At 69.8% G+C, this 25,755-nt stretch carries 22 protein-coding genes; 8 read left to right on the forward strand and 14 right to left on the reverse strand.

Annotation, left to right across the window (positions count from 1 at the left end; translation table 11 throughout):
* Window positions 1-3 precede the first annotated feature (3 nt).
* Both ACFWYS_RS17485 and ACFWYS_RS17490 read right to left on the reverse strand, forming a co-directional pair.
* Window positions 4-1,083: an ABC transporter permease gene (locus ACFWYS_RS17485; protein ID WP_384768956.1), complete on the reverse strand. Its 1,080-nt coding sequence runs from the start codon at window positions 1,081-1,083 to the stop codon at window positions 4-6.
* The gene (locus tag ACFWYS_RS17490; RefSeq protein ID WP_384768959.1) at window positions 1,083-2,099 is read right to left on the reverse strand and encodes a sugar ABC transporter substrate-binding protein; all 1,017 of its coding nucleotides are present in this window, start codon (window positions 2,097-2,099) and stop codon (window positions 1,083-1,085) included. The genes ACFWYS_RS17485 and ACFWYS_RS17490 overlap by 1 nt, the downstream gene beginning before the upstream one ends.
* A gap of 304 nt (window positions 2,100-2,403) precedes the next feature.
* Here ACFWYS_RS17490 and iolC point away from each other — a divergent pair, with 304 nt between their 5' ends.
* From iolC to ACFWYS_RS17520, 6 genes are read left to right on the forward strand one after another with little or no spacing between them, the layout of a single operon-like run.
* Window positions 2,404-3,363 carry a 5-dehydro-2-deoxygluconokinase gene (gene iolC / locus ACFWYS_RS17495; protein ID WP_384768961.1) on the forward strand — a complete coding sequence of 320 codons (960 nt, stop codon included), beginning with the start codon at window positions 2,404-2,406 and terminating at the stop codon, window positions 3,361-3,363.
* Between the two features lie 35 nt (window positions 3,364-3,398).
* Window positions 3,399-4,277 carry a deoxyribose-phosphate aldolase gene (locus tag ACFWYS_RS17500; RefSeq protein ID WP_384768964.1) on the forward strand — a complete coding sequence of 293 codons (879 nt, stop codon included), beginning with the start codon at window positions 3,399-3,401 and terminating at the stop codon, window positions 4,275-4,277.
* A 45-nt stretch (window positions 4,278-4,322) separates the two neighbouring features.
* Entirely contained in the window at window positions 4,323-5,210 is an 888-nt protein-coding gene (gene iolB, locus ACFWYS_RS17505; RefSeq protein WP_384769139.1) for a 5-deoxy-glucuronate isomerase, read from the forward strand.
* Between the two features lie 8 nt (window positions 5,211-5,218).
* Window positions 5,219-7,096 (forward strand): 3D-(3,5/4)-trihydroxycyclohexane-1,2-dione acylhydrolase (decyclizing), encoded by a 1,878-nt coding sequence (gene iolD, locus ACFWYS_RS17510; RefSeq protein ID WP_384768967.1) that lies wholly within the window; start codon window positions 5,219-5,221, stop codon window positions 7,094-7,096.
* Window positions 7,097-7,138: 42 nt separating this feature from the next.
* The gene (locus ACFWYS_RS17515) at window positions 7,139-8,632 is read left to right on the forward strand and encodes a CoA-acylating methylmalonate-semialdehyde dehydrogenase (protein ID WP_384768970.1); all 1,494 of its coding nucleotides are present in this window, start codon (window positions 7,139-7,141) and stop codon (window positions 8,630-8,632) included.
* A gap of 23 nt (window positions 8,633-8,655) precedes the next feature.
* Entirely contained in the window at window positions 8,656-9,441 is a 786-nt protein-coding gene (locus ACFWYS_RS17520; RefSeq protein ID WP_384768973.1) for a GntR family transcriptional regulator, read from the forward strand.
* A 33-nt stretch (window positions 9,442-9,474) separates the two neighbouring features.
* Here ACFWYS_RS17520 and ACFWYS_RS17525 read toward each other — a convergent pair whose 3' ends face one another.
* The 8 genes from ACFWYS_RS17525 to ACFWYS_RS17560 are packed head-to-tail and all read right to left on the reverse strand — an operon-like array spanning window position 9,475 to window position 19,590.
* Window positions 9,475-10,449 carry an NAD-dependent epimerase/dehydratase family protein gene (locus ACFWYS_RS17525; protein ID WP_384768975.1) on the reverse strand — a complete coding sequence of 325 codons (975 nt, stop codon included), beginning with the start codon at window positions 10,447-10,449 and terminating at the stop codon, window positions 9,475-9,477.
* Entirely contained in the window at window positions 10,446-11,786 is a 1,341-nt protein-coding gene (locus ACFWYS_RS17530) for a nucleotide sugar dehydrogenase (RefSeq protein WP_384768978.1), read from the reverse strand. The genes ACFWYS_RS17525 and ACFWYS_RS17530 overlap by 4 nt, the downstream gene beginning before the upstream one ends.
* A 43-nt stretch (window positions 11,787-11,829) precedes the next feature.
* Window positions 11,830-12,792 (reverse strand): endo alpha-1,4 polygalactosaminidase, encoded by a 963-nt coding sequence (locus ACFWYS_RS17535; RefSeq protein WP_384768981.1) that lies wholly within the window; start codon window positions 12,790-12,792, stop codon window positions 11,830-11,832.
* Window positions 12,793-12,802: 10 nt separating this feature from the next.
* Window positions 12,803-13,717 carry an NAD-dependent epimerase/dehydratase family protein gene (locus ACFWYS_RS17540; protein ID WP_384768984.1) on the reverse strand — a complete coding sequence of 305 codons (915 nt, stop codon included), beginning with the start codon at window positions 13,715-13,717 and terminating at the stop codon, window positions 12,803-12,805.
* A complete protein-coding gene (locus tag ACFWYS_RS17545; RefSeq protein WP_384768986.1) occupies window positions 13,714-14,451 on the reverse strand; it encodes an NDP-sugar synthase in 738 nt (245 codons plus the stop codon). The genes ACFWYS_RS17540 and ACFWYS_RS17545 overlap by 4 nt, the downstream gene beginning before the upstream one ends.
* Before the next feature lie 35 nt (window positions 14,452-14,486).
* On the reverse strand, window positions 14,487-15,905 hold the full coding sequence (locus ACFWYS_RS17550; protein ID WP_384768989.1) for a hypothetical protein: 1,419 nt from the start codon (window positions 15,903-15,905) through the stop codon (window positions 14,487-14,489).
* Window positions 15,902-17,500 (reverse strand): GT4 family glycosyltransferase PelF, encoded by a 1,599-nt coding sequence (pelF, locus tag ACFWYS_RS17555; protein ID WP_384768991.1) that lies wholly within the window; start codon window positions 17,498-17,500, stop codon window positions 15,902-15,904. Before pelF ends, ACFWYS_RS17550 begins: the two co-directional genes overlap by 4 nt.
* A complete protein-coding gene (locus tag ACFWYS_RS17560; RefSeq protein WP_384768994.1) occupies window positions 17,497-19,590 on the reverse strand; it encodes a hypothetical protein in 2,094 nt (697 codons plus the stop codon). Before ACFWYS_RS17560 ends, pelF begins: the two co-directional genes overlap by 4 nt.
* Window positions 19,591-19,858: 268 nt before the next feature.
* Here ACFWYS_RS17560 and ACFWYS_RS17565 point away from each other — a divergent pair, with 268 nt between their 5' ends.
* Complete coding sequence (locus ACFWYS_RS17565) at window positions 19,859-20,581, forward strand: TetR/AcrR family transcriptional regulator (RefSeq protein ID WP_384768997.1); 723 nt, start codon at window positions 19,859-19,861, stop codon at window positions 20,579-20,581.
* Between the two features lie 30 nt (window positions 20,582-20,611).
* On the opposite strand, the gene ACFWYS_RS17570 is transcribed toward ACFWYS_RS17565, so the two are convergent.
* From ACFWYS_RS17570 to ACFWYS_RS17580, 3 genes are all read right to left on the reverse strand, one after another.
* Window positions 20,612-21,421 (reverse strand): DUF427 domain-containing protein, encoded by an 810-nt coding sequence (locus ACFWYS_RS17570; RefSeq protein ID WP_384768999.1) that lies wholly within the window; start codon window positions 21,419-21,421, stop codon window positions 20,612-20,614.
* A gap of 58 nt (window positions 21,422-21,479) precedes the next feature.
* The gene (locus ACFWYS_RS17575) at window positions 21,480-22,463 is read right to left on the reverse strand and encodes an aldo/keto reductase (protein WP_384769002.1); all 984 of its coding nucleotides are present in this window, start codon (window positions 22,461-22,463) and stop codon (window positions 21,480-21,482) included.
* A gap of 100 nt (window positions 22,464-22,563) precedes the next feature.
* Entirely contained in the window at window positions 22,564-23,226 is a 663-nt protein-coding gene (locus ACFWYS_RS17580) for an NUDIX domain-containing protein (protein ID WP_384769005.1), read from the reverse strand.
* Window positions 23,227-23,378: 152 nt separating this feature from the next.
* Between ACFWYS_RS17580 and ACFWYS_RS17585 the strand changes: the two genes are divergently transcribed.
* Entirely contained in the window at window positions 23,379-24,380 is a 1,002-nt protein-coding gene (locus ACFWYS_RS17585; RefSeq protein WP_384769141.1) for a glycoside hydrolase family 43 protein, read from the forward strand.
* 4 nt (window positions 24,381-24,384) lie between these two features.
* On the opposite strand, the gene ACFWYS_RS17590 is transcribed toward ACFWYS_RS17585, so the two are convergent.
* Window positions 24,385-25,635 (reverse strand): NAD(P)-binding domain-containing protein, encoded by a 1,251-nt coding sequence (locus ACFWYS_RS17590; RefSeq protein ID WP_384769008.1) that lies wholly within the window; start codon window positions 25,633-25,635, stop codon window positions 24,385-24,387.
* Between the last annotated feature and the right edge of the window lie 120 nt (window positions 25,636-25,755).

Consider the following 25,755-nt stretch of genomic DNA (forward strand, 5'->3'; position numbering starts at 1 on the left):
CGGTCACCTCCGGGTCGCCGTGCGCTGCACGTACAGATTGATCAGGACGGCGCCGAGGAGCATCACGCCGAGGAACGTCTTGAACCAGTCGGGGTTCCAGCCGGCGTAGACGATGCCCTGCTGGACCATGCCGAACATGAAGGCACCGAAGACCGGGCCGATCGCCGAACCGGCACCACCGGTCAGCAGACAGCCGCCGATGACCGCCGCGGCGATGTAGATCAGCTCCTGGCCGACGCCCTCACCGGACTGGACCGTGTTGAACGAGAACAGCTGGTGCATGCCGACGAACCAGGCGCCGAAGCCGACCAGCATGAAGAGGGAGATCTTGGTGAAGGTCACCGGGACACCGACCGCGCGGGCGGACTGCTGGTTGCCGCCGACGGCGAAGATCCAGTTGCCGTACTTGGTGCGCAGCAGGACCCAGGTCGCGAGGGCCGCGAAGACCAGCCACCACACGATGGTGATCTTCACGTTGACGCCGCCGATTTCGAAGGACGAGGCGAAGACCGCCTTGGCCTGGTCGAAGCCGTCCATGTCGCTGATGTCGTCGGTGGCGACGTTGTCGGTGATCAGCTTGGTCACCGCGAGGTTCACGCCCTGGAGGATCAGGAAGGTGCCCAGCGTGACCAGGAAGCTCGGCAGACCGGTCTTCACCAGCATCCAGCCGTTGAACAGACCGATCGCCAGCGACACCACGAGGGCGACGATCACGCCGACCCACACGTTCATGCTCAGCTGGTACGCGGTCATGCTGGCCGTCAGCGCGGAGGTGATCACCGCGACACCGGCCGACAGGTCGAACTCGCCGCCGATCATCAGCAGCGCGACCGGGAGCGCCATGATCCCGATGGTCGACGACTGGTAGAGGATATTGGCCATCGAGCTGCCGTCGCGCACCGGCGGCGCCGTGATCAGGAAGAAGATCAGCACCGCGACGGCGCCGAGGAAGACACCGACGTCGGGCCGGGCCAACAGCCGCAGCGCCAGGGGGCGTTCGGCCGTCCTCCCGTCCTTCTCCTTGCCCGGGCCGGAGGCCGGCGGTGTGTTCACCGCCGGCTCAGCCTGTTGGGTCATGCTCATCACCGAGTGCCCTTCGCGGCGTACTTGTTGACCGTCTCGACGTTCGTCTTGTCGACGAAGGCCGGACCGGTCAGCACCGGCTGCTCGCCGCCGCCCATGTAGTTGCCGTTGTTCTTGTAGAGCCACAGGGAGTCGATCGCCAGGTAGCCCTGGAGGTAGGGCTGCTGGTCGACGGCGAACTCGATGTCGCCCTTGCTGATCGCGCCGGTCAGCTCCTTGTTGAGGTCGAAGGTGGCGACCTTCGCCTTGGCGCCGGCGTCACCGATCGACTGCACCGCGGTCAGCGCGTACGGGGCGCCGAGGGTGACGATGTAGTCGAGGTCGCTGTCCTGCTTGAGCTTCGCGGTGATCGTCGACTTCACGGACGGCATGTCGGTGCCGTTGACGTTCAGGTTCTCGACGTCACCCTCGAAGGTCTTCTTCACACCCGCGCAGCGCTGCTCCAGGCCGATGTTGCCCTGCTCCTGGACGACACAGACGGCCTTCTTGGCGCCGGACTCGTTCAGCCGCTTGCCGAGCGCCTCGCCCGCGACGGTCTCGTCCTGCCCGAAGAACTCCATCAGGCCGAGCTTCTGCCACTCGCTCACACCGGAGTTGAGACCGACCACCGGTATGCCGGCCTTCTTCGCCTTGCCGACGACCTCCTTCATGGCGTCGGGCTTGGCGAGGGTGATCGCGATGCCGTCGACCTTCTGGTCGATCGCGTTCTGGACCAGGTTGGCCTGGTTGCCGGCGTTCGGGTCGTTGGAGTAGATCAGCTTGACGTTGTCCTTGGCGGCGGCGGCCTCGGCACCCTTGCGGACGATGTCCCAGAAGGTGTCACCGGCTGCCTGGTGCGTGACCAGGGCGACCGTCATACGCGGCGTGTTCGCCTTGCCTGCGGAGGCGCCCTCCGCACTCTCCTCGGCCTTCTTGCCGCCGGAGCTGCTGGAGCATCCTGCGAGCGTCAGAGCTGCCGCTGCGGCGACGGCCACTACAGGGGCCAGCCTGCGGGAGCGGGAGTAAGAGCGGTCCATCTTTCCAGCACCTCACTGTACGACGGGGTGTTGCGACGGGGGAAAGGGGCTGATCACTGGTGATCAGCGGCCCGGACCGGTGGGAGAAGTCCGGGTCGTGTGCCGTGCGACACGGCGGTCTCGCTGGGTTGGGATCCAAGTCCCTGGATGCGCCCGCTGTCAATACTTTGTTAAGACATCATTTCACACTCAGGTCCGAATGTAAGTACAAAGTATTGACAGCGTCGGCCTCCACGCCCTACACCTGGGAGGCGGCAGGCCCCCTGGGGGCCCCACCCCCAGTCCAGCTCTAGGAGCGTCGCGCATGGCCGAGTCAGCCAAGCCCTTCGACTTGATCACAATGGGAAGAATAGGAGTCGATCTCTACCCTCTGCAGTCTGGCCTACCTCTGACGCAGGTGGAGACGTTCGGAAAATTCCTCGGAGGCTCGGCCGCCAACGTCGCCGTCGCCGCCGCCCGGCTGGGCCGGAGCACCGCGGTGATCACCCGCACCGGCGACGATCCCTTCGGCGCCTACCTGCACGAAGCCCTCAAGGACTTCGGCGTCGACGACCGCTGGGTGACGCCCGTCGCCGCGTACCCGACGCCGGTGACGTTCTGCGAGATCTTCCCGCCGGACGACTTCCCGCTGTACTTCTACCGGCAGCCTAAGGCCCCTGACCTGGAGATACACTCCGACGAGCTGGACTACTGGGCCATCCGCTCGGCCCGGGTCTTCTGGATCACCGGCACCGGTCTGAGCGAGGAACCGAGCCGCTCCGCCACCCTCGCCGCCCTCAAGGCGCGCGACAAGGCGGGCACCACGGTCTTCGACCTCGACTGGCGCCCGATGTTCTGGAAGGACCCGGCAGAGGCCCGCCCGTACTACGCGGAAGCCCTGCGGCACGCCACGGTCGCGGTCGGCAACCTCGACGAGTGCGAGGTCGCCACCGGGGTCCGCGAGCCGCGTGCCTGCGCCGAGGCGCTGCTGGCGGCCGGGGTGGAGCTGGCGGTCGTCAAACAGGGCCCCAAGGGCGTGCTGGCGGTGCACCGCGACGGCACGGAGGCCGAGGTGCCGCCGGTACCGGTCGAGGTCGCGAACGGCCTCGGCGCGGGCGACGCCTTCGGCGGCTCGCTGGTCCACGGACTGCTGGCCGGCCGGGATCTGGCCGAAACCATGCGGTACGCCAACGCCGCCGGCGCCCTCGTCGCCTCCCGTCTCGCCTGCTCCTCCGCGATGCCCACCGAGTCCGAGGTCGAGAGCCTCCTCGCGCGGGCGTCGTGACGGCAGGCCGAGCCACCCCTGAACGGAGCCTTTCCTTGAGTATCAGCATCACTGACCTCGCCGCGATCAGAGCCCGGCACCCCGAGGCGATCGCCGAGGCCGCGGCCCGCCGGGTACGCCGACCGCTGATCGGCGACAGCGGCCGCCTGATGATCGTGGCCGCCGACCATCCGGCCCGCGGCGCCCTGGGCGTCGGCGACAGACGGCTGGCCATGGCCGACCGGGCCGATCTGCTGGAACGTCTTTGCACGGCCCTGTCGCGGCCCGGCGTCGACGGAGTGCTGGCCACCGCCGACATCCTGGAGGACCTGCTGCTCCTCGGCGTCCTCGACGACAAGGTTGTCATGGGGTCCATGAACCGCGGGGGCCTGGCCGGCGCGTCCTTCGAGATGGACGACCGCTTCACCGGCCACCGCGCCGAGGACATCGCCCGGCTGCGCTTCGACGCGGCCAAGCTGCTGCTCCGTGTCGACTACGACGACCCGGGCTCGCTGACCACCCTGGAGTCCACGGCCCGGGCGATCGACGCCATGGCCGCGCTCCGACTGCCCCTGTTCGTCGAGCCGTTCCTCTCCCGGCGGATCGACGGCCGGGTGCGCAACGACCTGTCCGCCGAGGCCGTCACCAAGTCGATCGCGATCGCCTCCGGTCTCGGCGGCACCTCGGCCTACACCTGGCTGAAACTGCCCGTCACCGACGACCCCGACGACATGGCCGAGGTCCTGGAGACGTCCACCCTGCCCGTCGTGCTGCTCGGCGGCGAGGTCGGAGACGACCAGGAGGGCGCGTACGAGCGCTGGCGCAAGGCACTCGCGCTCCCCACCGTCCAGGGCATGGTCGTCGGCCGCTCGCTGCTCTACCCGGCCGAGGGCAGTGTGGAGACGGCGGTGGACACGGCCGTCGGCCTGTTGTGACCCGGACTGTGACACGGAGGAACGACTGTGACGCTTGAGGACGCGATGACGTATCACCTTCCCGCGGGAAAGGCGCTCGGCGGCCCGTACGTCGTGGACGTCACGCCCGAGAAGGCCGGCTGGGGCTACTCCGGCCTGAAGGTCCTGGAGCTGCCGCCCGGCGGCTCGCACACCTTCGAGACCGGTGACAGCGAGTGGATCGTGCTGCCGCTCAGCGGCGGCTGCACGGTCGAGGCGACCGACGACTTCGGCCATGACACGTTCCAGCTCACCGGCCGCGACGGCGTGTTCAGTGGAGTCACCGACTTCGCCTACGTACCGCGCGACGCCCGTACGACCGTCTCGTCCACCGGCGGCGGACGGTTCGCGCTGACCGGTGCGCGCTGCACCCGGCGGCTGCCCGCCCGGTACGGCCCCGCGTCGTCGGTGCCGGTGGAGCTGCGCGGCACCGGAAACTCCTCCCGCCAGGTGAACAACTTCGGCGCGGCCGGGGTCTTCGAGTGCGACAAGCTCATCGCGGTCGAGGTCATCACACCGGGCGGCAACTGGTCCTCCTTCCCGCCGCACAAGCACGACGAGCACCGGCCCGGCGAGGAGTCGGTGCTGGAGGAGATCTACTACTTCGAGTTCGCTGACCACGAGGGCACCCCCGGCCTCGGCTACCAGCGCGTCTCCCCGTCCGGTCACGGCAGGAACACCGATGTCCTGGCCGAGGTGCGCGGCGGTGACGTCGTGCTGATCCCCGACGGCTGGCACGGGCCCTCCATGGCCGTGCCCGGCCATCACATGTACTACCTCAACGTCATGGCGGGTCCCGAGGCCGAGCGCGCCTGGCTGATCTGCGACCACCCCGATCACGCCTGGATCCGCGGCACCTGGCCGGACCAGAGCGTCGACCCCCGTCTGCCCCTCTACACCGCTCCATCCCAGTGAGGTCCCCGATGAGCCAATCCACCGTCCGCCTGACCGTCGCCCAGGCGCTGGTGCGGTTCCTGTCCGCCCAGTACACCGAGCGCGACGGCGTACGGCACCGGCTGATCGCCGGGACCTGGGGCATCTTCGGCCACGGCAATGTGGCCGGCCTCGGCCAGGCCCTGCTCCAGGCGGGCGAGGACGTCATGCCGTACCACCAGGGCCGCAACGAGCAGTCCATGGTGCACGCGGCCGTCGGCTACGCCCGTCAGCTCAACCGTCTCTCCGCACAGGCCGTGACGACGTCGATCGGTCCGGGCGCCACCAACCTGGTGACGGGCGCGGCCCTGGCGACCATCAACCGCCTCCCGGTCCTGCTGCTCCCCGGCGACTACTTCGCCTCGCACGCCCCGGACCCGCTGCTCCAGCAGCTGGAGCACCCGACCGAGGCGGACGTGTCGGTCAACGACACCCTGCGGCCGGTGTCGAGGTACTTCGACCGGATCACCCGCCCCGAGGCCCTGATCCCGTCCGCGCTGAACGCCATGCGCGTGCTCGCCGACCCGGCCGAGACCGGCGCGGTGACGCTGGCCCTCCCCCAGGACGTGCAGGCGGAGGCGTACGACTGGCCGGAGGAGTTCTTCGCCGACCGCGTCTGGTACGTACGGCGCCCCGCGCCCGACCCGGTCGAGCTGGCGGCGGCCGTCGAGGCGATCCGCTCCGCCGAGCGCCCGCTGATCGTCGCGGGCGGCGGGGTCCATCACAGCGAGGCCGAGGACGCGCTGAAGGCCTTCGTGGAGGCCACCGGCATCCCGGTCGCCTCCACCCAGGCGGGCAAGGGCTCCCTGCGCCACGACCACCCCTGCGACCTCGGCGGCATCGGCCACACCGGCACCTCGGTCAGTGACGACATCGCGCGTGCGGCCGACCTGGTGATCGGGGTGGGCACGCGGTACACCGACTTCACCACCGCCTCGGGCACGCTCTTCCAGAACCCGGACGTGCGCTTCCTGAACCTCAACATCACCGGGTTCGACGCACACAAGCTCGCCGCGCGCACGCTGGTGTGCGACGCGCGCAGCGGGCTCACGGCCCTGGCCGAGGCGCTGTCCGGCCATCGCGTGCACCCCTCCTACGAGGCCGAGTACCTCTTGGGCCAGGAGCAGTGGGACGCGGTCGTGGAGGCCGCCTACCGCGCCGACGACGAGAGCGCCGTACCGACACAGACACAGGTGCTGGGTGCGCTGGACGCGGTGGTCGGTGACGACGACGTGGTGATCAACGCGGCCGGTTCGCTCCCGGGCGACCTGCACAAGCTGTGGCGGTCGCGCTCCCCGCGCCAGTACCACCTGGAGTACGGCTACTCCTGCATGGGCTACGAGATCCCGGCCGGGATCGGCATCCAGCAGGCCGCCCCGGACGTCGCCGTGTGGTCGCTGGTCGGCGACGGCACCTATCTGATGATGCCGACCGAGATCGTGACCGCGGTCCAGGAGGGGCTGCCGGTCAACATCGTCCTGATCCAGAACCACGGCTACGCCTCCATCGGCGGGCTGTCGAGCGAGGTCGGCGGCGAGCGCTTCGGCACCGACTACCGCTACCGGGCCGCCGACGGCACCTTCAGCGGCGCCCCGCTCCCCGTCGACCTCGCCGCCAACGCGGCCAGCCTCGGCATGGACGTGCTGCGCGCCAAGACGGTGGGCGAGCTGCGGGAGGCGCTGGCCGCCGCGCGTGCCTCCGACCGGCCGACCTGCGTGTACGTCGAGACGGACATGAAGAACCCGTCCTCGCCGGGCGCCGAGGCCTGGTGGGACGTCCCCGTGGCCGAGGTCGCCTCCCGCGAGGCGGCCGTCGAGGCCCGCGAGCGCTACGACCAGAACGTCGCCGGACGCCGTCACCACCTCTGAACTCCCCGCACACGACCCGTACTTGAAAGGCCCTTTCGCACCATGAAGACCATCACCCACTGGATCGACGGCAAGTCCGTCGAGGGCACGTCCGGCCGCTTCGGCGCCGTCTACAACCCGGCCACCGGCGCCGAGGAGAAGCAGGTCGCCTTCGCGACCGTCGACGAGGTGGACGCCGCCGTCGCCTCCGCCAAGACCGCGTTCGAGAGCTGGGGCCAGTCGTCCCTGGCCAAGCGCACCGCGATCCTGTTCAAGTACCGCGAGCTGCTGGACGCGCACCGCGACGAGATCGCCGAGCTGATCACCGCCGAGCACGGCAAGGTGCACTCCGACGCGCTCGGCGAGGTCGCGCGCGGTATGGAGATCGTGGAGCTGGCCTGCGGGATCTCCGTGCAGCTCAAGGGCGAGCTGTCGACGCAGGTGTCGACCCGGGTGGACGTGGCCTCGATCCGCCAGCCGCTGGGCGTGGTCGCCGGCATCACGCCGTTCAACTTCCCCGCCATGGTGCCGATGTGGATGTTCCCGCTGGCCATCGCGTGCGGCAACACCTTCGTGCTCAAGCCGTCCGAGAAGGACCCGTCGGCGTCGTACCGGCTCGCCGAGCTGGCCACCGAGGCGGGGCTGCCGGAGGGTGTGCTGAACATCGTGCAGGGCGACAAGGTGGCCGTGGACCGGCTCCTTGAGCACCCGGACATCGAGGCGGTCTCCTTCGTCGGCTCCACGCCGATCGCCAAGTACATCCAGCTCAAGGCAGTTGAGCACGGCAAGCGCGTGCAGGCGCTCGGCGGTGCCAAGAACCACATGCTGGTCCTGCCCGACGCCGATCTGGACTTCGCCGCCGACCAGGCGATCAACGCCGCGTACGGCTCGGCGGGCGAGCGCTGCATGGCCGTGTCGGTCGTGGTCGCGGTCGGTGACACCGGCGACGAGCTGGTCGGCAAGATCGCCGAGCGGGCGAAGAAGCTGCGCATCGGCCCCGGCGACGACCCGGCCTCCGAGATGGGCCCGCTGATCACGCGCGAGCACCGCGACAAGGTGGCCTCGTATGTGGCGAGCGCCGCCGAGCAGGGCGCCGAGGTCGTCGTGGACGGCACCGGCTACTCGGTCGAGGGCCACGAGGACGGCTTCTTCCTCGGGGTCTCGCTGCTTGACCGGGTGCCGCTGACGGCGGACGCGTACCGGGACGAGATCTTCGGCCCGGTCCTCGCGGTGGTGCGTGCGGAGACGTACGAGGAGGCCATCAAGCTGATCAACGACTCCCGCTGGGGCAACGGCACCGCGATCTTCACCCGGGACGGCGGCGCAGCCCGCCGCTTCCAGCTGGAGGTCAAGGCGGGCATGGTCGGCGTGAACGTGCCGATCCCGGTGCCGGTCGGCTACCACTCCTTCGGTGGCTGGAAGGACTCGCTCTTCGGCGATCTGCACATCTACGGCAACGACGGCATCGCCTTCTACACCCAGGGCAAGGTGATCACCACCCGCTGGCCGGACCCGTCCGACGGTGGCATCAACCTCGGTTTCCCCAGCAACTCCTGACGCCCTGAGAGGGAGGTCGTCCCATGGCGAAGACCCGTGGCTCGGCACGCACCGCGTCCGCCTCCGCGCTGGACGCGATGGACTTCGCCCTGGACCGGGGCAGTCCCGTGCCGCTGTACTACCAGCTCGCGCAGCAGCTGGAGTCGGCGATCGAGCACGGGGTCCTCGCCCCGGGCAACCTCCTGGGCAACGAGGTCGACCTGTCGGTGCGGCTGGGTCTGTCCCGGCCCACCGTCCGGCAGGCCATCCAGTCGCTCGTCGACAAGGGGCTGCTGGTCCGGCGGCGCGGGGTGGGCACCCAGGTGGTGCACAGCCAGGTGAAGCGCGGGCTGGAACTCAGCAGCCTCTACGACGACCTGGAGGCGGCCGGACAGGGCCCCACCACCGAGGTCGTCCGCAACGAGCACGTCCCGGCGACCGCCGATGTCGCCGCCGCGCTCGGCATCGCCGAGGGCGCGGAGGTCACCCTCCTGGAGCGGCTGCGCTGCACCCACGGCCAGCCCGTCGCCATCCTGTGCAACTACCTCCCCGCGAGCCTGCTCGACCTCGGCACCGCCCGCCTGGAGTCGACCGGCCTGTACCGCATGATGCGGGCCGCCGGCATCACCCTGCACAGCGCCCGCCAGACCATCGGCGCCCGCTGTGCCACCGCCGAGGAGGCCGAACGCCTCGACGAGAAGGCGGGCGCCGCGCTGCTGACCATGCAGCGCACTGCGTACGACGACACCGGGCGGCCGGTGGAGTACGGGACGCACATCTACCGGGCTTCGCGGTACGCGTTCGACTTCCAGCTGCTGGTCAGGCCCTGAGCGGCTGCCGGTCGACGGTCGGACCCCGACCGGTCAGACCTTGAGCGGTGCGTCCGTCGGCTGCCCGTATCGCGCGTACCAGTCGACGGTGTGCCGTACGCCGTCGTCCAGGGACACTGTCGGGACGTATCCCGTGAGGGAACGCAGGAGGGTGAGGTCGGGGCAGCGGCGGGCGACCGAGTTCGCGGGGGCGGGCCGGTACTCAAGTGCCGGGTCGTGGCCGGTGACCCGCAGGATGAGCTTGACCAGATCCGCGATGTTGGTCTCCTCCGTGTCGTTGCCGATGTGGACGATCCGGCCGTCACCGACCCCGTCGGCCATCAGCCGGTACACCGCCTCGACGGCGTCGTCGACATGGCAGAACGCCCGCGCCTGATCGGCGCCGAAGACCGTGAACGGGTCCTCGTGGCGCAGCGCCCGCAGGGCCACCTCCGGGATCACATGGGCCGCGCCCATCCGGGGGCCGTAGACATTGTGGAACCGTCCGATGACGTACGGGATGTCCTTCGCCCGGCCGGTGTGGATCACCGCGGCCTCACCGAGCAGCTTGCTGGTGCCGTAGGCGTAGCGGGGCGCGGTGATGTCGTCCACCGTCAGGGGCACGGTCTCCGGCGTGGGCACGGGGACGATGCCGGCGCTGACCCCGCCGGCGTACACCTCGCTGGTGGAGGCGAAGAAGAGGTGTTCTCCCGGCCGTATCCAGTCCAGGGTGTTGAGCAGCACCAGGGTGTTGATCCGGATGGCCCGGGCGGGGTCCTTGTCGACATTGCGGACCCCTACGACGGCGGCCAGCAGGTAGATCTGGTCCCACCCGTGCGGGATGTCCCGGAAGCAGGCGGGGTCGGTGAGGTCGGCGTGCAGCACGTCGGCGTCGACGGACGCCAGCGCGGGGTCGTTCCGGCCGCGCGAGAAGTCGTCCACGATCGTGACCGAGCATCCCTCGCCCAGCAGTCGCCTGGTCAGGTGGAGCCCGATGAAGCCCGCACCGCCGAGTATCAGCGCCTTCATGTCGTCACCGCCGGGACAGGAGGAGCGGTCGTCGCGGGCAGGTAGCCGAGGCCGGCGTAGCGCACGCCCCGTGCGGTGATCTCGGTGGCGTCGAGGATCCGCCAGGAGTCGAAGACCAGCCGCACGGAGGAGCCGTCGAGTTCGGGGCCCACGTCGAGGTCCCGGTACTCGGGGTGGTCGGTGATGACGAGGACCGCGTCGGCGTCGTGGAATCCGGTGTGGAGGTCGACGGGTTCCCCGCCGTATGCGCGGATCACGTCGGCGCCGACCAGGGGGTCATGGCCGAGGACGCGCAGTCCGGATGCCGCGAAGACCGGCATCATCGTCTCGATCGGTGTGCCCCGCATGTCGTCGGTCGGGGGCCAGCCCTTGTAGGCCCAGCCCAGCACGGTCAGGGTCGTGCCGCCCGTCTCCCGCATCATGTCGACGACCTTGGCCGCGACACGGGCCGGGAGGTCCTCGTTCAGCCGCCTGGCGGCACCGACCAACTGCGGTACGTATCCGACGCGTTCGGCTCCGGAGGTCATGAGGTAGGGATCCTTCGACAGACAGCCGCCGCCCACGTATCCGGGCTTGTGGATGTCCGGTCGCGGATAGTCCAGATTGGCGGCCCTGATCACTTCGAGCGGGTCGAGGCCGAAGCGTTCGGTGAGCTCGGCCACCTCGTTGCCGAACGCGAAGATCACGTCGGTGTGGCAGTTGTTGGTGAGCTTGACCAGCTCGGCGGCCTCCAGGCTGGACACGGGCACGACCTCCGTGGCGAGGCCGCCGAACAGGGCCAGGCCGAGGCGCAGACTCTCCTCGTCGAGCCCGCCCACGACTTGGGGCAGCTCCAGCAGCTCCCGCAGGGCCCGCCCCTGGACGGTCCGTTCCGGTGCCATCACCAGCCGGGCCCCGCCCCAGGCGTGCGTCAGCGGTGGGAGGACCACCGCGCGGCTGGTCCCGACCGGCACGGTGCTGCGTACCACCACGAGGGTGTCGGGTGTGCAGCGGTCGGCCACCTGCTCGGCGGCGGCGGCCAGGTTCTTCAGGAACGGCTCGCGGGTCGCCTCGTCGACGGGCGTGGACACGCAGATGATGGCCGCGTCGACGGGCTCGTCGGGCAGTTCGGAGGCGATGAAGATGTTCTTGCCGACGAGCCGGGCGAACGTGTCGTCGACGCCCGGTTCATAGACATGGGCCCGGCCCTGTCCCAGGGATTCCAGCACCGACGGCTGTACGTCGACTCCATGGACCTCGTAGCCTTTGCGGGCCATGGCCGCGGCCAGGGTCAGGCCGACATATCCCATGCCGATGATGCCGATCCGGTGAAATTCGCGTGATTCTGCTTCCCTCATGATCGGCTCTCCTGCCGGTTCGAGAAATGTCGAGAAATGCGGTTCAGGGGTTCTTCGGTCCGGGACAGGGCGGAAGGACCTGGTCCAGGTCACGCACCGTCACATAGCCGGCGAAGCGCTCTTTGCGGTAACTGCGGCACGCACTGGCGATGTTCTCGGGCCGGTTGGCGTAGTCGACCGCGAACACGATCTTTCCGGCCTTCCGCAGCGCGCGGGTCGCCGCCAGTTTCGGCGCGCAGAAGTCGTCGTTGCACGGGACGTCGGTGGCCTGGAAGAACAGTCCTTCCACACCGATCCCGTCGATGGCGTCGAGATATCCGGGATAGTGCTGCAACTCCGGGGCGTTCAGCGGGAAGACCCACAATTTGTTGTCGATGCCCTTGGCGTAGGAGCTGATCCGGCTGATCAGGGCGACCATTTTCGCCGCCAGATCGCGTCGGCTCTCGCCGGGCACCCAGGCGAGTTCGATCTCGTCGTAGGCCACCACGGTGTCGAGGAACACCCCGTCGAACCCGGCGGCGATCGCCCGGTCCACGCGCGGCTTGATGGCCTCCTCCCACCAGCGCTCGTCCCAGTACTTCACGAAGTACTCCCCCGGCCAGTCCGACCATTCACGGATGATGAGATCGGGGTTCCGCTTGCGGAAGCCGGGATAGTCCGGCCGGAACCATTCGAGCGACCCGATCTCGAAATAGGCGAGAACCTTCTTGCCGGACCGCTTCAGCCGGCTGATCTCCTCGGGCGTGAAGTACGACGCCGAGGCGTCTCTGGCCAGGTCGATGACGGCCAGTTGGTACGGCCCGCGGGTCAGCGCGTCGAGGGTCCCGTCCTCGTATCCCTGCAACTGCACCACCGCGCTGGTGATGTCGTCGGGACGGTCCGGAGCGGGAGGGGGTGTACTGGCGCGCGTCCGGTCCAGCTGCTTCATGCCCTCGGGGGTGAAACAGCCCGTGAACACGACGAGGCAGCACGCCAGGACGGCTGCTCTCAGGATCCGCTGCGGCATCACGGGACACTCAGCCTTCCCAGCTCGCCCGGATCGATACTTCGAGGTCACGGGTGGGTTGCCAGCCGAGTACGCCGCGGATCCTGTGCACGTCGGCGGCCATCCACCGCACCTGGCGGGACCGTGCCGGTGCCGCCGCGGACTCGTGCACCCGCCCGGTGAACCCGGCCGTCGCCGCGAGCAGGGCGACCGCCTCACGTGCCCGGACCGCGGTTCCGCTGCCGACGTTGAGCACGGGCTGCGGAACGTGTTCGGCCAGCGCCGCCTCGCCGATCGCCGCCGCGACGTCCCGTACGTCGACGAAGTCCCGGTAGGCGTCCAGGGGTCCGAGCGTGATGGCGTCGGCACCGTCTCTGAACGCCGTCCGGATGCCCTGCGCGGCCCGGCCGAGCAGGTTCTCGGGCGGCAGTCCGGGGCCGACCGGGTTGAACACCCGCAGCGCCACGGCGTCCAGGGACCCCTCGCTCGCGGCGAGTTCGATCAGCCGGGTGCTGGCCAGCCGGGTCACGCCGTACACGCTCACGGGGTTGCCCGGCGCGTCCTCGGCGACCGGCGTGCCCGGGGTGACGGCGCCGTACTCGGCCGCCGAACCCAGCACCACCAGCCGGGCGGCCGGGACCACCGTCTTCATCGCCTCCAGCAGACGGGCGGTGACCAGGGTGTTCGCCTCCACCAGCGCGACGGCGCCGCCGGACAGCCGGCCCGCACAGTTGATGACGACGTCGGGACCGGCCCGCTGCAGCAACGCGGCGAGCTCGTCGAGGGGTTGCACGACCAGGTCGTGCCGGACCCAGCCGGGGTCCTCCGGCCGCTGCCGGCGACTCGCCCTGAGGAGCGTGCCGACGCGCGGGTCACGGTCGAGGAATTCCGCGACCGAGCGGCCGAGGAAACCCGATGCGCCGAACAGCAGCACCGTGGCGGTCATGCGACCACTTCCTCGGCGGCCGAGAGGGTCGGCAACAGGGTGGAACGCATGTCCTGGAAGCAGCGGTTGGCCTCTTCGTAGTCGTCGGGGCTGCCGATGTCCATCCAGTAGCCGTCGAACTCGTACACCCTCGGCCGCTCGCCGCCGGCCAGCAGGTCGAGGACCAGTTCGTCGAAGCCGAGCGGCGTGTTCTTCGGGTACTGGGCGAGTGTCTTGCCGGAGATGGCGTACACGCCCATGCTCACTCCGTAGGACAGCGTCGGCTTCTCGCTGAACCTGACGAGGCGGTCGCCGATCGTCTCCAGCGTGCCGAAGTCGATCTTGACCTTGCGCTGGTAGCTGGCGATGGTCAGGGGCGCGCCCGATCCCTCGTGGTCCCGCAGGAACGCGGCGTAGTCGAGGTTGGTGAGCACGTCCCCGTTCATCACCAGAAAGTGCTCGGGCAGCCGGTCGAGGAAGTTGAACAGCGGTCCGATCGTGTCCAGCGGCTGGTCTTCCTCCGCGTAGTCGGCCCGGATCCCCCAGCGCGCTCCGTCGCCGACGAACGCGCGGATCAGCGCGCTGAGATGGCCCACCGCGAGTGTCACACGCCGAAAGCCCTGGGCCCTGAGCTGTTGAAGGATGATGTCGATGATGGCGTACTCACCGCCGATCGGCATCAGCGGCTTGGGGAGTGCCGTGGTGTAGGGCCTCAGGCGGACCCCGCGGCCTCCCGCCAGGATCGCTACATGCATGACATGACCTCCTTGGGAACTGAGCCCGATTCGGATCACCTGTAGTGATGGACATCCCCGAGATTCAGTCGCAGGGCCAGCAGCAGAAATGCGAGCAGAGCGACACAACTGGCCAGGAAGATCGGCACCTCCCCGTAGGGCTCGAAGAACTGTGAGAGCGACATGGTCGCGGCGACGTTCAGCACGAGAACCAGGGCCGTGATCGCCAGAATCTCGCGGAAGTGACCGTGGTTGACCGTGATGAACCCGAGGAAGTAGGCACCGCCGAGCACCAGGTACGCGCCGACGAGCAGCACCCCGCGCGGGGTGAGGAGTCCGGCGACGGAGAGGACGGTGAGCAAAAGGGCGCCGAGTACGGCCAGGACCGTGACGCACAGCGCGAGTTCGCGCAGCAGCAGATGCCACACCCGCCGATGGAATTCAGCGGTGCCGCGTACGCGATGCACTATTTCGACGGACTGGATGTTGAACCGGTGCGTGCGCCACTCCACGGTTCCCATGCCCAGCACCAGCGGTGCCATGGCAAGGGCGAGGTCCAGGGGCGCCGTCACGAAGGGCACGGTGTTGTACAGCAGGAACAGCGCGGACAGCACCGCGTAGGCGATGCAGGGCACGACCGAGAACAGCGCGGACTGGACGGGGGCCTGCTGGGCGCGGTCACGCGGTTGCCTCGTGGGGACGGTGGCCCACCATGCCATTCCCATCGCCAGCGCGCAGCAGCCGACGGCGGTGATCAGCACGGGTGTCGCATGGGCGGTGTCGTAGCCGTGGGCGAGGTGGGCGGCGCCCGCGGTGAAGGCGGGCAGCGCGATCACCGCGAGCCGCCACTCCATGTGGTAGAAGACCAAGATGCCCGAGGTGAGCTGGAAGCTCATCTGGAGCACGACGAACACGACCAGCCCCGCTCCGCCCTCGCCGGTGGCGGCGAGCAGTGTGGCGTCGGCCATCGCCATGACCAGTCCGAGCGCGCTGAGCCGGCGCCAGGTCCGTGCGGCCGTCTGCGGGAACCCCTGTCCGAGGAGCCGGTAGGCGGCGACGCTGGTGCCCATGCCCCAGATCCAGCCCAGTGTGGTGGCGAGCAGCATCCCGCGTACGAGCGCGGGCCCGCCGATGGCGACGAGCACCGCCGGATACGCCGCGCCGGGAACCGAGTAGAGCAGGCCGTGGGTCAGCAGCACGAGCCGGCGCGGTGGGTGCTCGGTAGTTTCGTCCGCGGGCAGGGCCGAGCGGTCGGGCAGGCGGCGGAACAGCTCCCCGGCCAGCGCGAAGACGTCCTCGCAGCCGTACTTGTCGCGGGCCTCCTGGTCGGTGACGCCCTGGCGTTCGAGCAGGGTGGCCGTGTGCAGTTCGTCGACGACGACCGGAGGGTCCGCTTCCAGTGTCGCCACGAGCTGCCCGACCGGGCCGGTGTCCCGCGGCGGGCCGGAGTTCGGGTGGTTGTCGGCCTGGCTCATGGGATCGCCGCCCTCTCCCGGTCCGCGATGCGGCGGGTGTCCGAACGCGGGTCGGGCACCAGGTCGTCGTACATCCTGCGGTAGCCGTCGTTCCACTGGGACAGCGTGAACTTCTCCAGCACCCGTGTCCGCGCGGCGGCCCCCAGCCGTTGCCGCAGCGCGCTGTCGCGGAGCAGCCGCACGCATGCCTCCGCGACCGCCGAGTGATCACCCGGGGGTACGAGGATTCCCCCTTCGCCGACGGCCTCCGAGACACCGCCGACGTTCGTGCAGACCTGCGGTCGCCCCGTGGACATCGACTCCACGACGGTGTACGGGAATCCCTCCGACACGCTGGTCAGCGCCGTCAGATGGCCGGCCTGGTAGGCGTCCACCTGGCGGGGCACCCTGCCCTCGAACACCGCGGCGCCGGTCAGCCCCAGTTCCTCGACCAGCGCCACACAGCTCGCGTGGTAGTTCTTGTTCTCCCTGGGGATCGGACCGAACATCCGCAGTCTGGCGTCCGGGACTTCGCGCCGTACCAGGGCGAACGCCCTGATCAGGGTGTGCAGATCCTTCAGGGGGTCGATCCGGCCGATGAACACGATCGTCGGGACGTCCGGCTCCCCTTGGGCGAGCGGGTAGTCGGCCGGGTTGATGCCGTTGTACATGGTCCGGATCCGCGCCGGGTCGGCTCCGCCGTACAGCTGCCAGCGCCGGTTGTACTGGGAGTGCGGTGCCAGCACGTCGACGGCGTGGTAGGCCGCCACCGTCAGCGCCCGGCAGAAGCGCAGCATGAGCAACTGGCCGGCGGTCGGGTGGGGTTCGCGGAGCATCTCCATGTACCGCTCGCGCAGGTAGACGCCGTGCTCGGACATCACCAGCGGTGTGCCGTACGCCCATTTGCTGGTCAGCCCGACCAGGACGCAGGGCCCGCACATGGCGAGGTGGCACACGTCGGCGTCGATCGGGGGGCGGGACAGCGGACGCAGTGCGTGTTCCATCAGGTCGGCCGCGGTGAACGCGTCGTAGAGGGTGAGCGTGCCGCCCTGGCCGGCCGCGTCGGCCTGGTCGTCGCCATTGGCCTCCTGCCACGCCCGCATCATCCGGTCCAGCGCCTGGTTGGAGATGAACGCCGCCCGGACGTCGTCGATCCCGGCGTGGTCGAAGATGGTCCGCGCCATGATCAGGAAGGTTTCCGCCAGCTGCCGGTCCTGGTCCGGGTCCTGCTGGGGCGGACGCATCAGCGCCCGCAGGAAGTTCTCGTGCGCCTCGACGAGCGACCGCGGCGGTCCCGGGCGACGCGCGGGCCACGGCAGTACGGCCCACATCGGCAGGTTGACGACCCTAGTGAGGTTGTCGGGGGCGGGCCACGCCGGGGGCTCGGTGCCGTCGACGGTGAGCGCCACGACGGTGAAGGAGTTCTGCGGCATGCCCCGGATGATCTGGTCGCACCACAGGCTGACCCCGCCGGTGTGGTAGGGGTACGTGCCCTCGGCGACCAGCAGCACCCGCAGCGACCTGTCGACCTCGGCGGGGTCCAGGTCGGCATAGTGCGGATCGATGCCCTGATCGCCGCGATCCTGGCCTCGGTTCACCCGTACCGGACTGGTCATCGCGGCCTCGCGGTGAGCGTGACGGTGTCGCCCTCGGTCAGACCGAGCCGGGAGACCTGGTCGGAGCCGTACTTCTCCGCCTCGTCCGGGCCGTCCTGGTCGTCATCGGTGGCGGGCCTGGTCCTGACGCCGGTGATGAACAGGGAGCCGTCCTCGGCCGGGGTGTAGGTGATGGCGTCGGTGACCCGGTTCCACACGGCGTCCTTACGGCTGTGGAGCTCGGCGAAATGGCTGGTGCGGGCCTCGACGTACTGCGCGAGGCTGAGCCAGTCGGGGTTCTTCAGCGGCACCTGGAAGTACGCGGTGTACTTGGCGAGCAGCGCCTGCAGCCAGTCGAAGGTGAGGCTCCTGCCGGGCGCGTACTGATGCGCGTTGCCCTGATGCAGCGTGTGCGCGTAGACCGAGCCGTTCATCAGGTGCACCAGCGCCAGATCGGCCTGCTCGTCGATGGACTTCCGGTACTTGGCGGCCGTGCTCGTCTTCGCGTCCGAGGCGGCGTAGTAGTGCGCCACCTGCTCCGCCGGGTCGATCGCCTGGAAGGCGATGGCGACCGGCCAGTCCGGCACCACCATGAGGTCCGGCTCCAGCGGGTGGCGGACACCGCAGTTGAAGCAGTCGGGCCGGTGGCTGGGGAAGGACATGTTGCCGTGCAGGTATTTGACGCCGACGTCCTTGGCCGCCCGCAGCAGCGCCTTGTTGGAGGCCTTGAGCCCGTGGTCGACCGGATCGGCCAGGGTGTGCGCCTGCGGGGCGTAGGCGCCGAGCCCCGAGTACTCCGGGGTCTTGAGCACCTCGACGGGGACCGGGAGCCCGATCGACGCCGCCCCTGCGAGGTTCTGCCTGATCTCGTCGTGATTGCGGTCGTACGGAGTCGTGTTCATCTGGGGGTGGGTCGCCGTGTGGTTGATCCAGCGGAACTGGTCCATGAGACAGCGGGTGTAACTCGTCAGATCGTCCGGTGTGTTCCCGGGACGGCACTGCGCCGGGGCCTCGGCGTGCAGCAGGCTGGCGTTGAAGGCCAGGTTGAGCTTGAAGCCGTCGGCGAGTGGATACCGGCGCCGGAACGCGGCCTGCTGCCGGCTGAGCCCCAGTGCCTCGGGTCCCGTGATCCGGAACGCCTGTACGTCGGGTGCCGTGGGCCCACCGTGCTGCGTGGGGAGGAACCAGTCGTCGATGTCGACGTTCAGCCAGTGCCGCTGCTCACCGAGGAAGACGCCTCTGGTGGCCCACCGCAGCAGCCCGAAGCCGAGCAGTTCACCCGGCACGTCACCGGCTCCGATGGAGAATCCCACGCCGAGTTCCTCCCGGCCGTCGGTGCCCGCGAGCGTGCCGACGACCGAGGAGCCGACGGTCAGGACCGGTTGCGCTCCGCAGCCCGCCTTGAGCGTCGAGCGGTACACGTAGGCTTCGCCGAGCGGGATGTGTATGTCGGGGGCGAGGTAGTCGAAGATCTCCCGGCCGCGGCCGGTCAGCGTGACGTCGTCCGACCCGGGGCGCGCCGGCCCCTCGGATCCGGGGTTCAGACAGGGGAAGCCGACTCCGGCGGTGTTCAGCGAGACCTGCCGCACCTTGTAGGTGCGTTCGTACTCCCACAGGGCGTCCCACTCCTGCTGACCTACGGTGTTCGAGCCGGTGGCGTCGCTCAGCGTGTTGTTGGTGAGCAGGACGGCGTTGTATCTGCCGGTGCCGTCCGGGCGCACCAGCCGGTCCGGGTCGAGTCGGTCGGTCTTGGTGAGCAGGACGTCGTAGGGCGTGCCGATCTGGTCCAGGATCCTCCGCCAGGCCGGCAGCCCGAAGTCCTGGGCGTCGGCCGCGATGACCAGTTGTCGCAGGGCGACCTTGCCGCCCCGGGCCACCGGGGTCTCGTCGGTCTTGTCGTCGCGCACCGGCACGAGCTGCTTGCCCGGGACGGCGGGCGCGGGCGGAGTCGCCCTCGTCTCCGGGGCGTCCGGCACGTTCGGGGCGTCCGGGAGCGCCTGCCAACCGGATCCCTGGGGCGCCACCGCCAGCGTGATGATCAAGGGGATGACACCGACGGTGAAGGCCAGGAGGATCAGCGGGCCGCGAGGCTTCCTGATAAAGGCGCTCAACTTCATCGAACATCCTGAGACGTCTTGTCAGCGGGTCCCGGTGGGAACTCATCCCCTAACCAGTAAACTTACGTCGTATACGTCCACTTTGCACCCATGCATCCGAATGGTCAAGTGGCAGCGATCGACCCCGGTCCACCAGCGCCGTCAGGCGGGGCGGGTCGGGGCCGATCAGAGGATTCAAGACAGCCGTCTGCTATATTTACGATGTAAACGTACAATCTAAACGGCAAGGTGCAGACCGTCAAGGCGAAGACGGAGGCACGGAATGGCGAATGGCTCAGAGGCCGACCCGGCGCATCGCGCCGTCGACAGCGCGCGTCTCGGCGGGCTCAACCGGGAACGCGTCCGGGCCGCCGCGCTGGACCTGGTGGACCGCGAGGGCCTCCCGGCACTGAGCATGCGCCGCCTCGGCACCGAACTGGGCGTGGAGGCGATGGCGCTCTACCGGTATGCCGTGAGCAAGGAAGCCCTCCTGGACGGCGTCGTCGAGTCCCTCTACCGCGAACTCGAAGAACGCCTGCTCACCGCGCCCGGCCCCGCCACGACACCCGGCATGCCCGTCTGGCGCGCCGAACTCCACCGGATCGCCCGCGCGACGTACGACACCTGCCACGCCCACCCCCACGCCGTCCCCCTGCTCGCCACCCGCGTACCGGCGATCCCGCCGGCCTGGCCGCCGGCCGCCGTCCTGCGGGACCACGAGCGGGTCCTCCGGCTGCTGCGCGAGGCCGGGCTCGACGACGTCCGCAGCGCCGCCGCCTTCCAGGCGTTCACCGCCTGGATCCTCGGCTATGTGTCCGTGCAGCTGCGCCCCACGGTGGACGACCCCGACGAGCCGGACCCGGCGTTGCGCCTGGGCCTGCACCGTCTGTCGGCCCAGGAGATGCCGACGCTGCGGGAGACCGCCACCGCGCTCGCCAAACGGGGCGGACCGGACGGACTGGCGGTCGGACTGGACGCCCTGCTCGACCGGTTCACCCGGGGGTAAGCCACAGGCTCTGGGCACGGGGACGAACGGTCAGGCCTGCGTGCGCAGCATCGCGCTGAACGGCGTGACCGGGCGTTCCAGGCGTTCGCCGTCCACCACGATGTCGACGGCCTCGTTGTAGAAGGCGAGCAGCCCCTTGACGGTGCCGACCGCGGCCAGCGGCTCCGCATAGCTCCAGACGATGTTGCGCGGGACGTCACCCCCGGCGCGCCAGGTCCAGTAATGGGCCCGGCCCTTGTACGGGCAGCCGGTGCTGTGGTCGGTGGCGTCGAACAGGTCGAGGCGGACGTCCTCGCGCGGGATGTAGTACCGCGTGGGCAGGCCGGTCTCGAACAGCAGCACCGGGTGGTGGGTGTCCGCCACGACCGTGCCCGCGATCTCGACCTGTACATGGCGGCTGCTCGGCAGGGCGTCCACCCGTTTGTGCGGGTCGCGCGGGTGGATGAAGATCTCTTCCTCCTCCTCGTACCAGTGGTCCAGGCCCCTGTCCCAGCGCCCGAACCACTCGAAGGCGATGTGCCCGGCGAGGTCGTCCGAGGGGAAGGTCCACGCGGCGTTCGGCACCTGTTCGCCGGCGACTTCGAGGTCGTAGAAGATCTGTGATCCGGTGTGCCTGCCCGTCCGTGGCCGCTTCGCCGGGCGCAGGAGGTCGGTGCGGACCTCCTCGCGCGGGAAGGCGTACTGCGGGACGGGCAGGCTCGGCTCCCAGACGAGGACGGGATGGCGGCTGTCCACGACGGCGACCTCGCCCTTGTACCCGCGCACCCAGCGTTCGCTGGGCTCCCACCGGAGGCCTTCGGGGGTGGTCCGGACGGATCGCTCGGTGGGCAAAGTGGTCATGATCCACTCTCCTTCGGCTCCGTCTGGAGCGTACTGCGGCGCTCCGTGCGCTGCGCGGTCAGTGGGCCCCGTCGAGCCGGGCCCGCTGCTGCGGGGTCAGCTCCAGGTCGACGGCGGCCAGGTTCTCCTCCAGCTGGGCCACCGACGACATGCCGACGAGCGGGACGACCGGCAGCTCGCCGCCGATCTGCCAGGCCAGCACGACCTGGTTGACGGTCGCGCCGGTCTCCCGGGCCACCTCGCGCAGGGCCGTCAGACGGGCCGGGGTGCCCGGGTGGTCGTAGTCCGAAGGCAGCCGGTCCGGGTGGACGTAGGCGCCCTTCAGCAGCGGCGAGTAGGCGACCAGGGTCAGGCCCGGCTCGGCGCGCAGATAGCCGAGCAGATCGGGGCCCGCGTGGCCGAGGCTGCCGTCGGGGAAGAGATCGCCGGGTACGTCGGTGCGCGGCCTGAGATGGCTGTGGGCGTACTGGAGGACCTCGTAGCCGGGCAGTCCGGCCGCCGCGGCGATCGCGCGGGCCCGCTCCACCCGCCAGACGGCGTGGTTGCTGACGCCGAGCAGGCCGACGGTGCCCTCGGCGACCAGTTCGGCGAATCCCTCGACGGTCTCCCTGAGGGGGACCCGGTGGTCCTCGATGTGGGCGTAGAGCAGGTCGAGCTTCGCCACGCCGAGCCGTTCCCGGCTGCGCTCGGCGGACTCGCGGATCACCTTCGCGGACAGCCCCTCCGGGTTGTCGACGTAGCCGGTGCCGGGGGTCAGGGGGCGGGCGCCGAGTTTGGTCGCGATGACGATCTCGTCGCCGATGCCGCGGCTGCGCCGCCAGCGGCCGAGCAGATGCTCGCTCTGGCCGCCCTGGCCGCCGTCCTCCCAGAAGGCGTAGTTGTCGGACGTGTCGATGAAGTTCCCGCCGGCCTCGACATAGCGGTCGAGTACGGCGAACGACGTCTCCTCGTCGGTCCGCGAGCCGAACAGCATCGCGCCGAGCGCGAGCACGCTCACCTCACGGCGGTTGTCCGGGCCGGTGCCGATGGTGCGGTACTTCATGGTGAACCCCTCCCGTACGTGCCCTCCTGCGGGGCACGCACGGGAGTCTTCATCTTGAAGAGCACTTCAAGTCAAGGGAGTTCGCGGCATCCGGGCACGGTCACTTCGCGAACGGCCCGTCCAGTGCCGCCCACTGCAGCAGCATGATGGTCTTCGCGTCGGCGATCTCACCGGTGCGGATCATCTCCAGGGCCCCGCGGAAGGGCAGTTCGACGATCTCGATGTCCTCGCCCTCCTCGTCCAGGCCGCCGCCCTCGTGCGTGCGGGTGGAGGGGCCGTAGGCGGCGGCGTAGAAGCTGACGCGTTCGGTCACCGAGCCCGGGCTCATATAGACGTCGAAGACGTGCCGGACCTCGCCGATGGTGTGCCCGGTCTCCTCCACGACCTCGCGCCGCACGGCGATCTCCGGATGCTCGTCATCGTCGTCGAGCAGACCGCCCGGTGTCTCGACGAGCATGCCGTCGGGATGTCCGTTGACGTAGACGGGGAAGCGGAACTGGCGGGTGAGCAGCACCGTTTCGCGTTCGGCGTCGTACAGCAGCATGGTCGCCCCGTTGCCGCGGTCGTGCGTCTCGCGCTCCTGGGTGCTCCAACTGCCGTCGGCGTGCCGGAAGTCGAAGGTGGTCGTGCGCTCGACGTACCAGTGGCTGGACAGCAGCCGCACGTCCCGCACCTTCACCCGGGGGTTGCCGGTCAGGTCCCGGCCGGTCCGGTCGAGTCCGGTACGGCCGCGGCGGTCGGGGGTGTCGATACCGGCGGTCATCGGGAGACCGCCGTACGGAAGGGCGTGTGCGGGGCCCCGCGGAAGAACGGGGTCCTGCGGAAGAGCAAGTTGGTCATGCCCGCTTCTACCATCCCGGCACCGGCGGCGGCACGACGGCGCCCTATTCTGCGCCCGTGGCCGAGACCGACCTGATGCGACTGCCCGACATGCCGCTGCACGATCCCTTCGTCGTCGCCGACGAGAGGACGCGCACCTACCACCTCTACACCTCCAACGACCCGTCCGTGTCGGGCGTGGAGGGCACCGGCACGATGGTCTACCGGAGCCAGGACCTGCGGGACTGGACGCCCCCGGTCGTCGTGTTCCGGACCGGCGGGCAGGAGGGGCTCTGGGCGACCGACGGCGGCTGGGCGCCGGAGGTGCACGTCTGGGGCGGCAAGTACTTCCTGTTCACCACGCTGCACGACCAGGACAAGCCGCTCCCGGTCCCGCCGCCCGGCCCCTGGGGCACGCCGTTCCAGCTCCCCCAGCACATGCGCGGCACGATCATCGCCGTGTCCGACTCGCTGCTGGGTCCCTTCAGGGTCCTCGCCCCCGCACGCCCCACCCCGCCCGAGAACCTCATGACCCTCGACGGCACCCTCTACGTCGCCCCGTCCGGGCAGCCCTGGATGGTGTACGCGCACGAGTGGCTGCAGACCGTCGACGGCACGATGGAGGCGATCCGGCTGGCCCCCGACCTGTCCCGGGCCGTCGGAGACCCGGTCTTCCTGTTCAAGGCCTCGGACGCGCCCTGGCTCGGCGAGCAGATCCCCGCCGGTGCACCGCATCAGCTCCCGCCCTATGTCACCGACGGCCCGCAGCTCCACCGCTCTCCCGACGGGGCACTGCTCATGCTCTGGTCGACGTACGAGAAGCACACGGCCGGCCCGGACGGCACCGTCGGCGGCGGCTATGTGCAGACCTACGCCGTCTCCAGGTCCGGTGACCTCGAAGGGCCGTGGGAGCAGCGGCGACCGCTGGTCCGCGACGACAGCGGTCACGGCATGCTGTTCCACGCCTTCGACGGCAGGCTGATGATGATCCTCCATCGCCCCTTCGAGAACGCACGGGGGAAGCTGTACGAGATGCGGCTCGACGGCGACGCGTTGCGGGTGCTGTGTCAGCGCACCGACCTCGACGGAGGTGGCTGACGGCTCAGCCGCCCGATGATGAGCCGTTCGCCGCCAGTGCGGTGCTGATGCGCCGGGCGGCGAATCCCGTGCCGCACACGAAGCGCAGCAGCGGGCCGAAGGTGGGAGCGGCGGCGAGACCCGCGAAGTACAGGCCCGGCACGGACGACTGGAAGTCGGCGGACAGCTGGGGCGCACCCGCCAGCTGAGGCGGCTCCGGGGCGGACTTGCGCACCGCCCGGCGCACCTCTGCGCTCAGCAGTTCCACCCGGTCGACGTCGACCAGGTATCCGGTCCCCGCGATGACGTGGTCGGCGTACAGGGTCTCCACGTCGCCGCCGGGGTTGCGCACGCTCAGCCGCACCCCGCCGTTCTCGCGCGCCGCCGAGTGGAGGCTGCGGCCGGACAGCACCGGGACCCGGCCCTGCACCCGCTCCCGCAGCCACCAGGCGCCGGACGGTCCGAGGACCGTGCGCAGCAGGTGGGCTCGGATCCGGGCCGGCAGGTGCCGGATGGCGGAAGGCCCGCGGCTGCAGACCACCAGCGGCCATCCGGTGCCCATCGCGGCCTCCGGCCACAGCAGTCGGGCATGCAGCGGACGGTCCTGTGCCCGGTCGGCCTCGGGGGGCGGGCCGAAGGACGGACTGGTGCGGGCGACCACCGCGGGCCGGGCTCCGGCCTCGTTCAGCAGGGCGGAGGTCTCCAGGGCCGACTGCCCGCCGCCGACGACGATGACGTGCCGGCCCTCGAACACGGACAGGTCCGTGTGGTCCGCCGTGTGCGAGACGAGGCCGTCATCCCGTAGTTCGGTCAGCTCGCGCGGGATGTACGCGAAGGGGTTGACTCCTGTGGCGACGACGACGGAGCGCGCGGTGAACTCGTCCCCGGAGTCCAGCGTGACCCGGTACCGGCCGGCACGGGAGCGGTCGACATGGCGTACCGCGGTCCGTTCCAGGTCGGGGACGCAGTTCCGCTGGAACCAGAGTCCGTAGCGCACGAACTCGGACAGCGGCACGGGTTCCCGCTCGCGGCCTTGGGGACGGCCTTCCTCGGCCCGGAAGTCCCCGAGCCCGTGCCCTGAGGCGGGGGCGGAGATCGACGAGGCGAAGGGGGACGACTTGAGGTACATCTCGCGCGGCATGTGCGAGCACCAGCCCTCCATCGGCTCACCGAAGATCCGGTACGGCACTTGGCGGGCCCGGAGGTGGGCGGCGACGGAGAGCCCGTAAGGGCCTGCGCCTATCACGGCGACTTTGGTGTCTCCTGGTGGCTTCATGGCGCTGGCCGACCTTCCCATCTGCGACTTCTTGACTACTGCCCCATTTCCGACGTATGTATATATACATCGTAAACGTACACATCAGGGCAATCAAGACCGGCCAAGAGGTGAGGTAGC

The sequence above is a fragment of the Streptomyces sp. NPDC059010 genome, from assembly GCF_042740355.1.
Classification (GTDB): Bacteria; Actinomycetota; Actinomycetes; order Streptomycetales; family Streptomycetaceae; genus Streptomyces.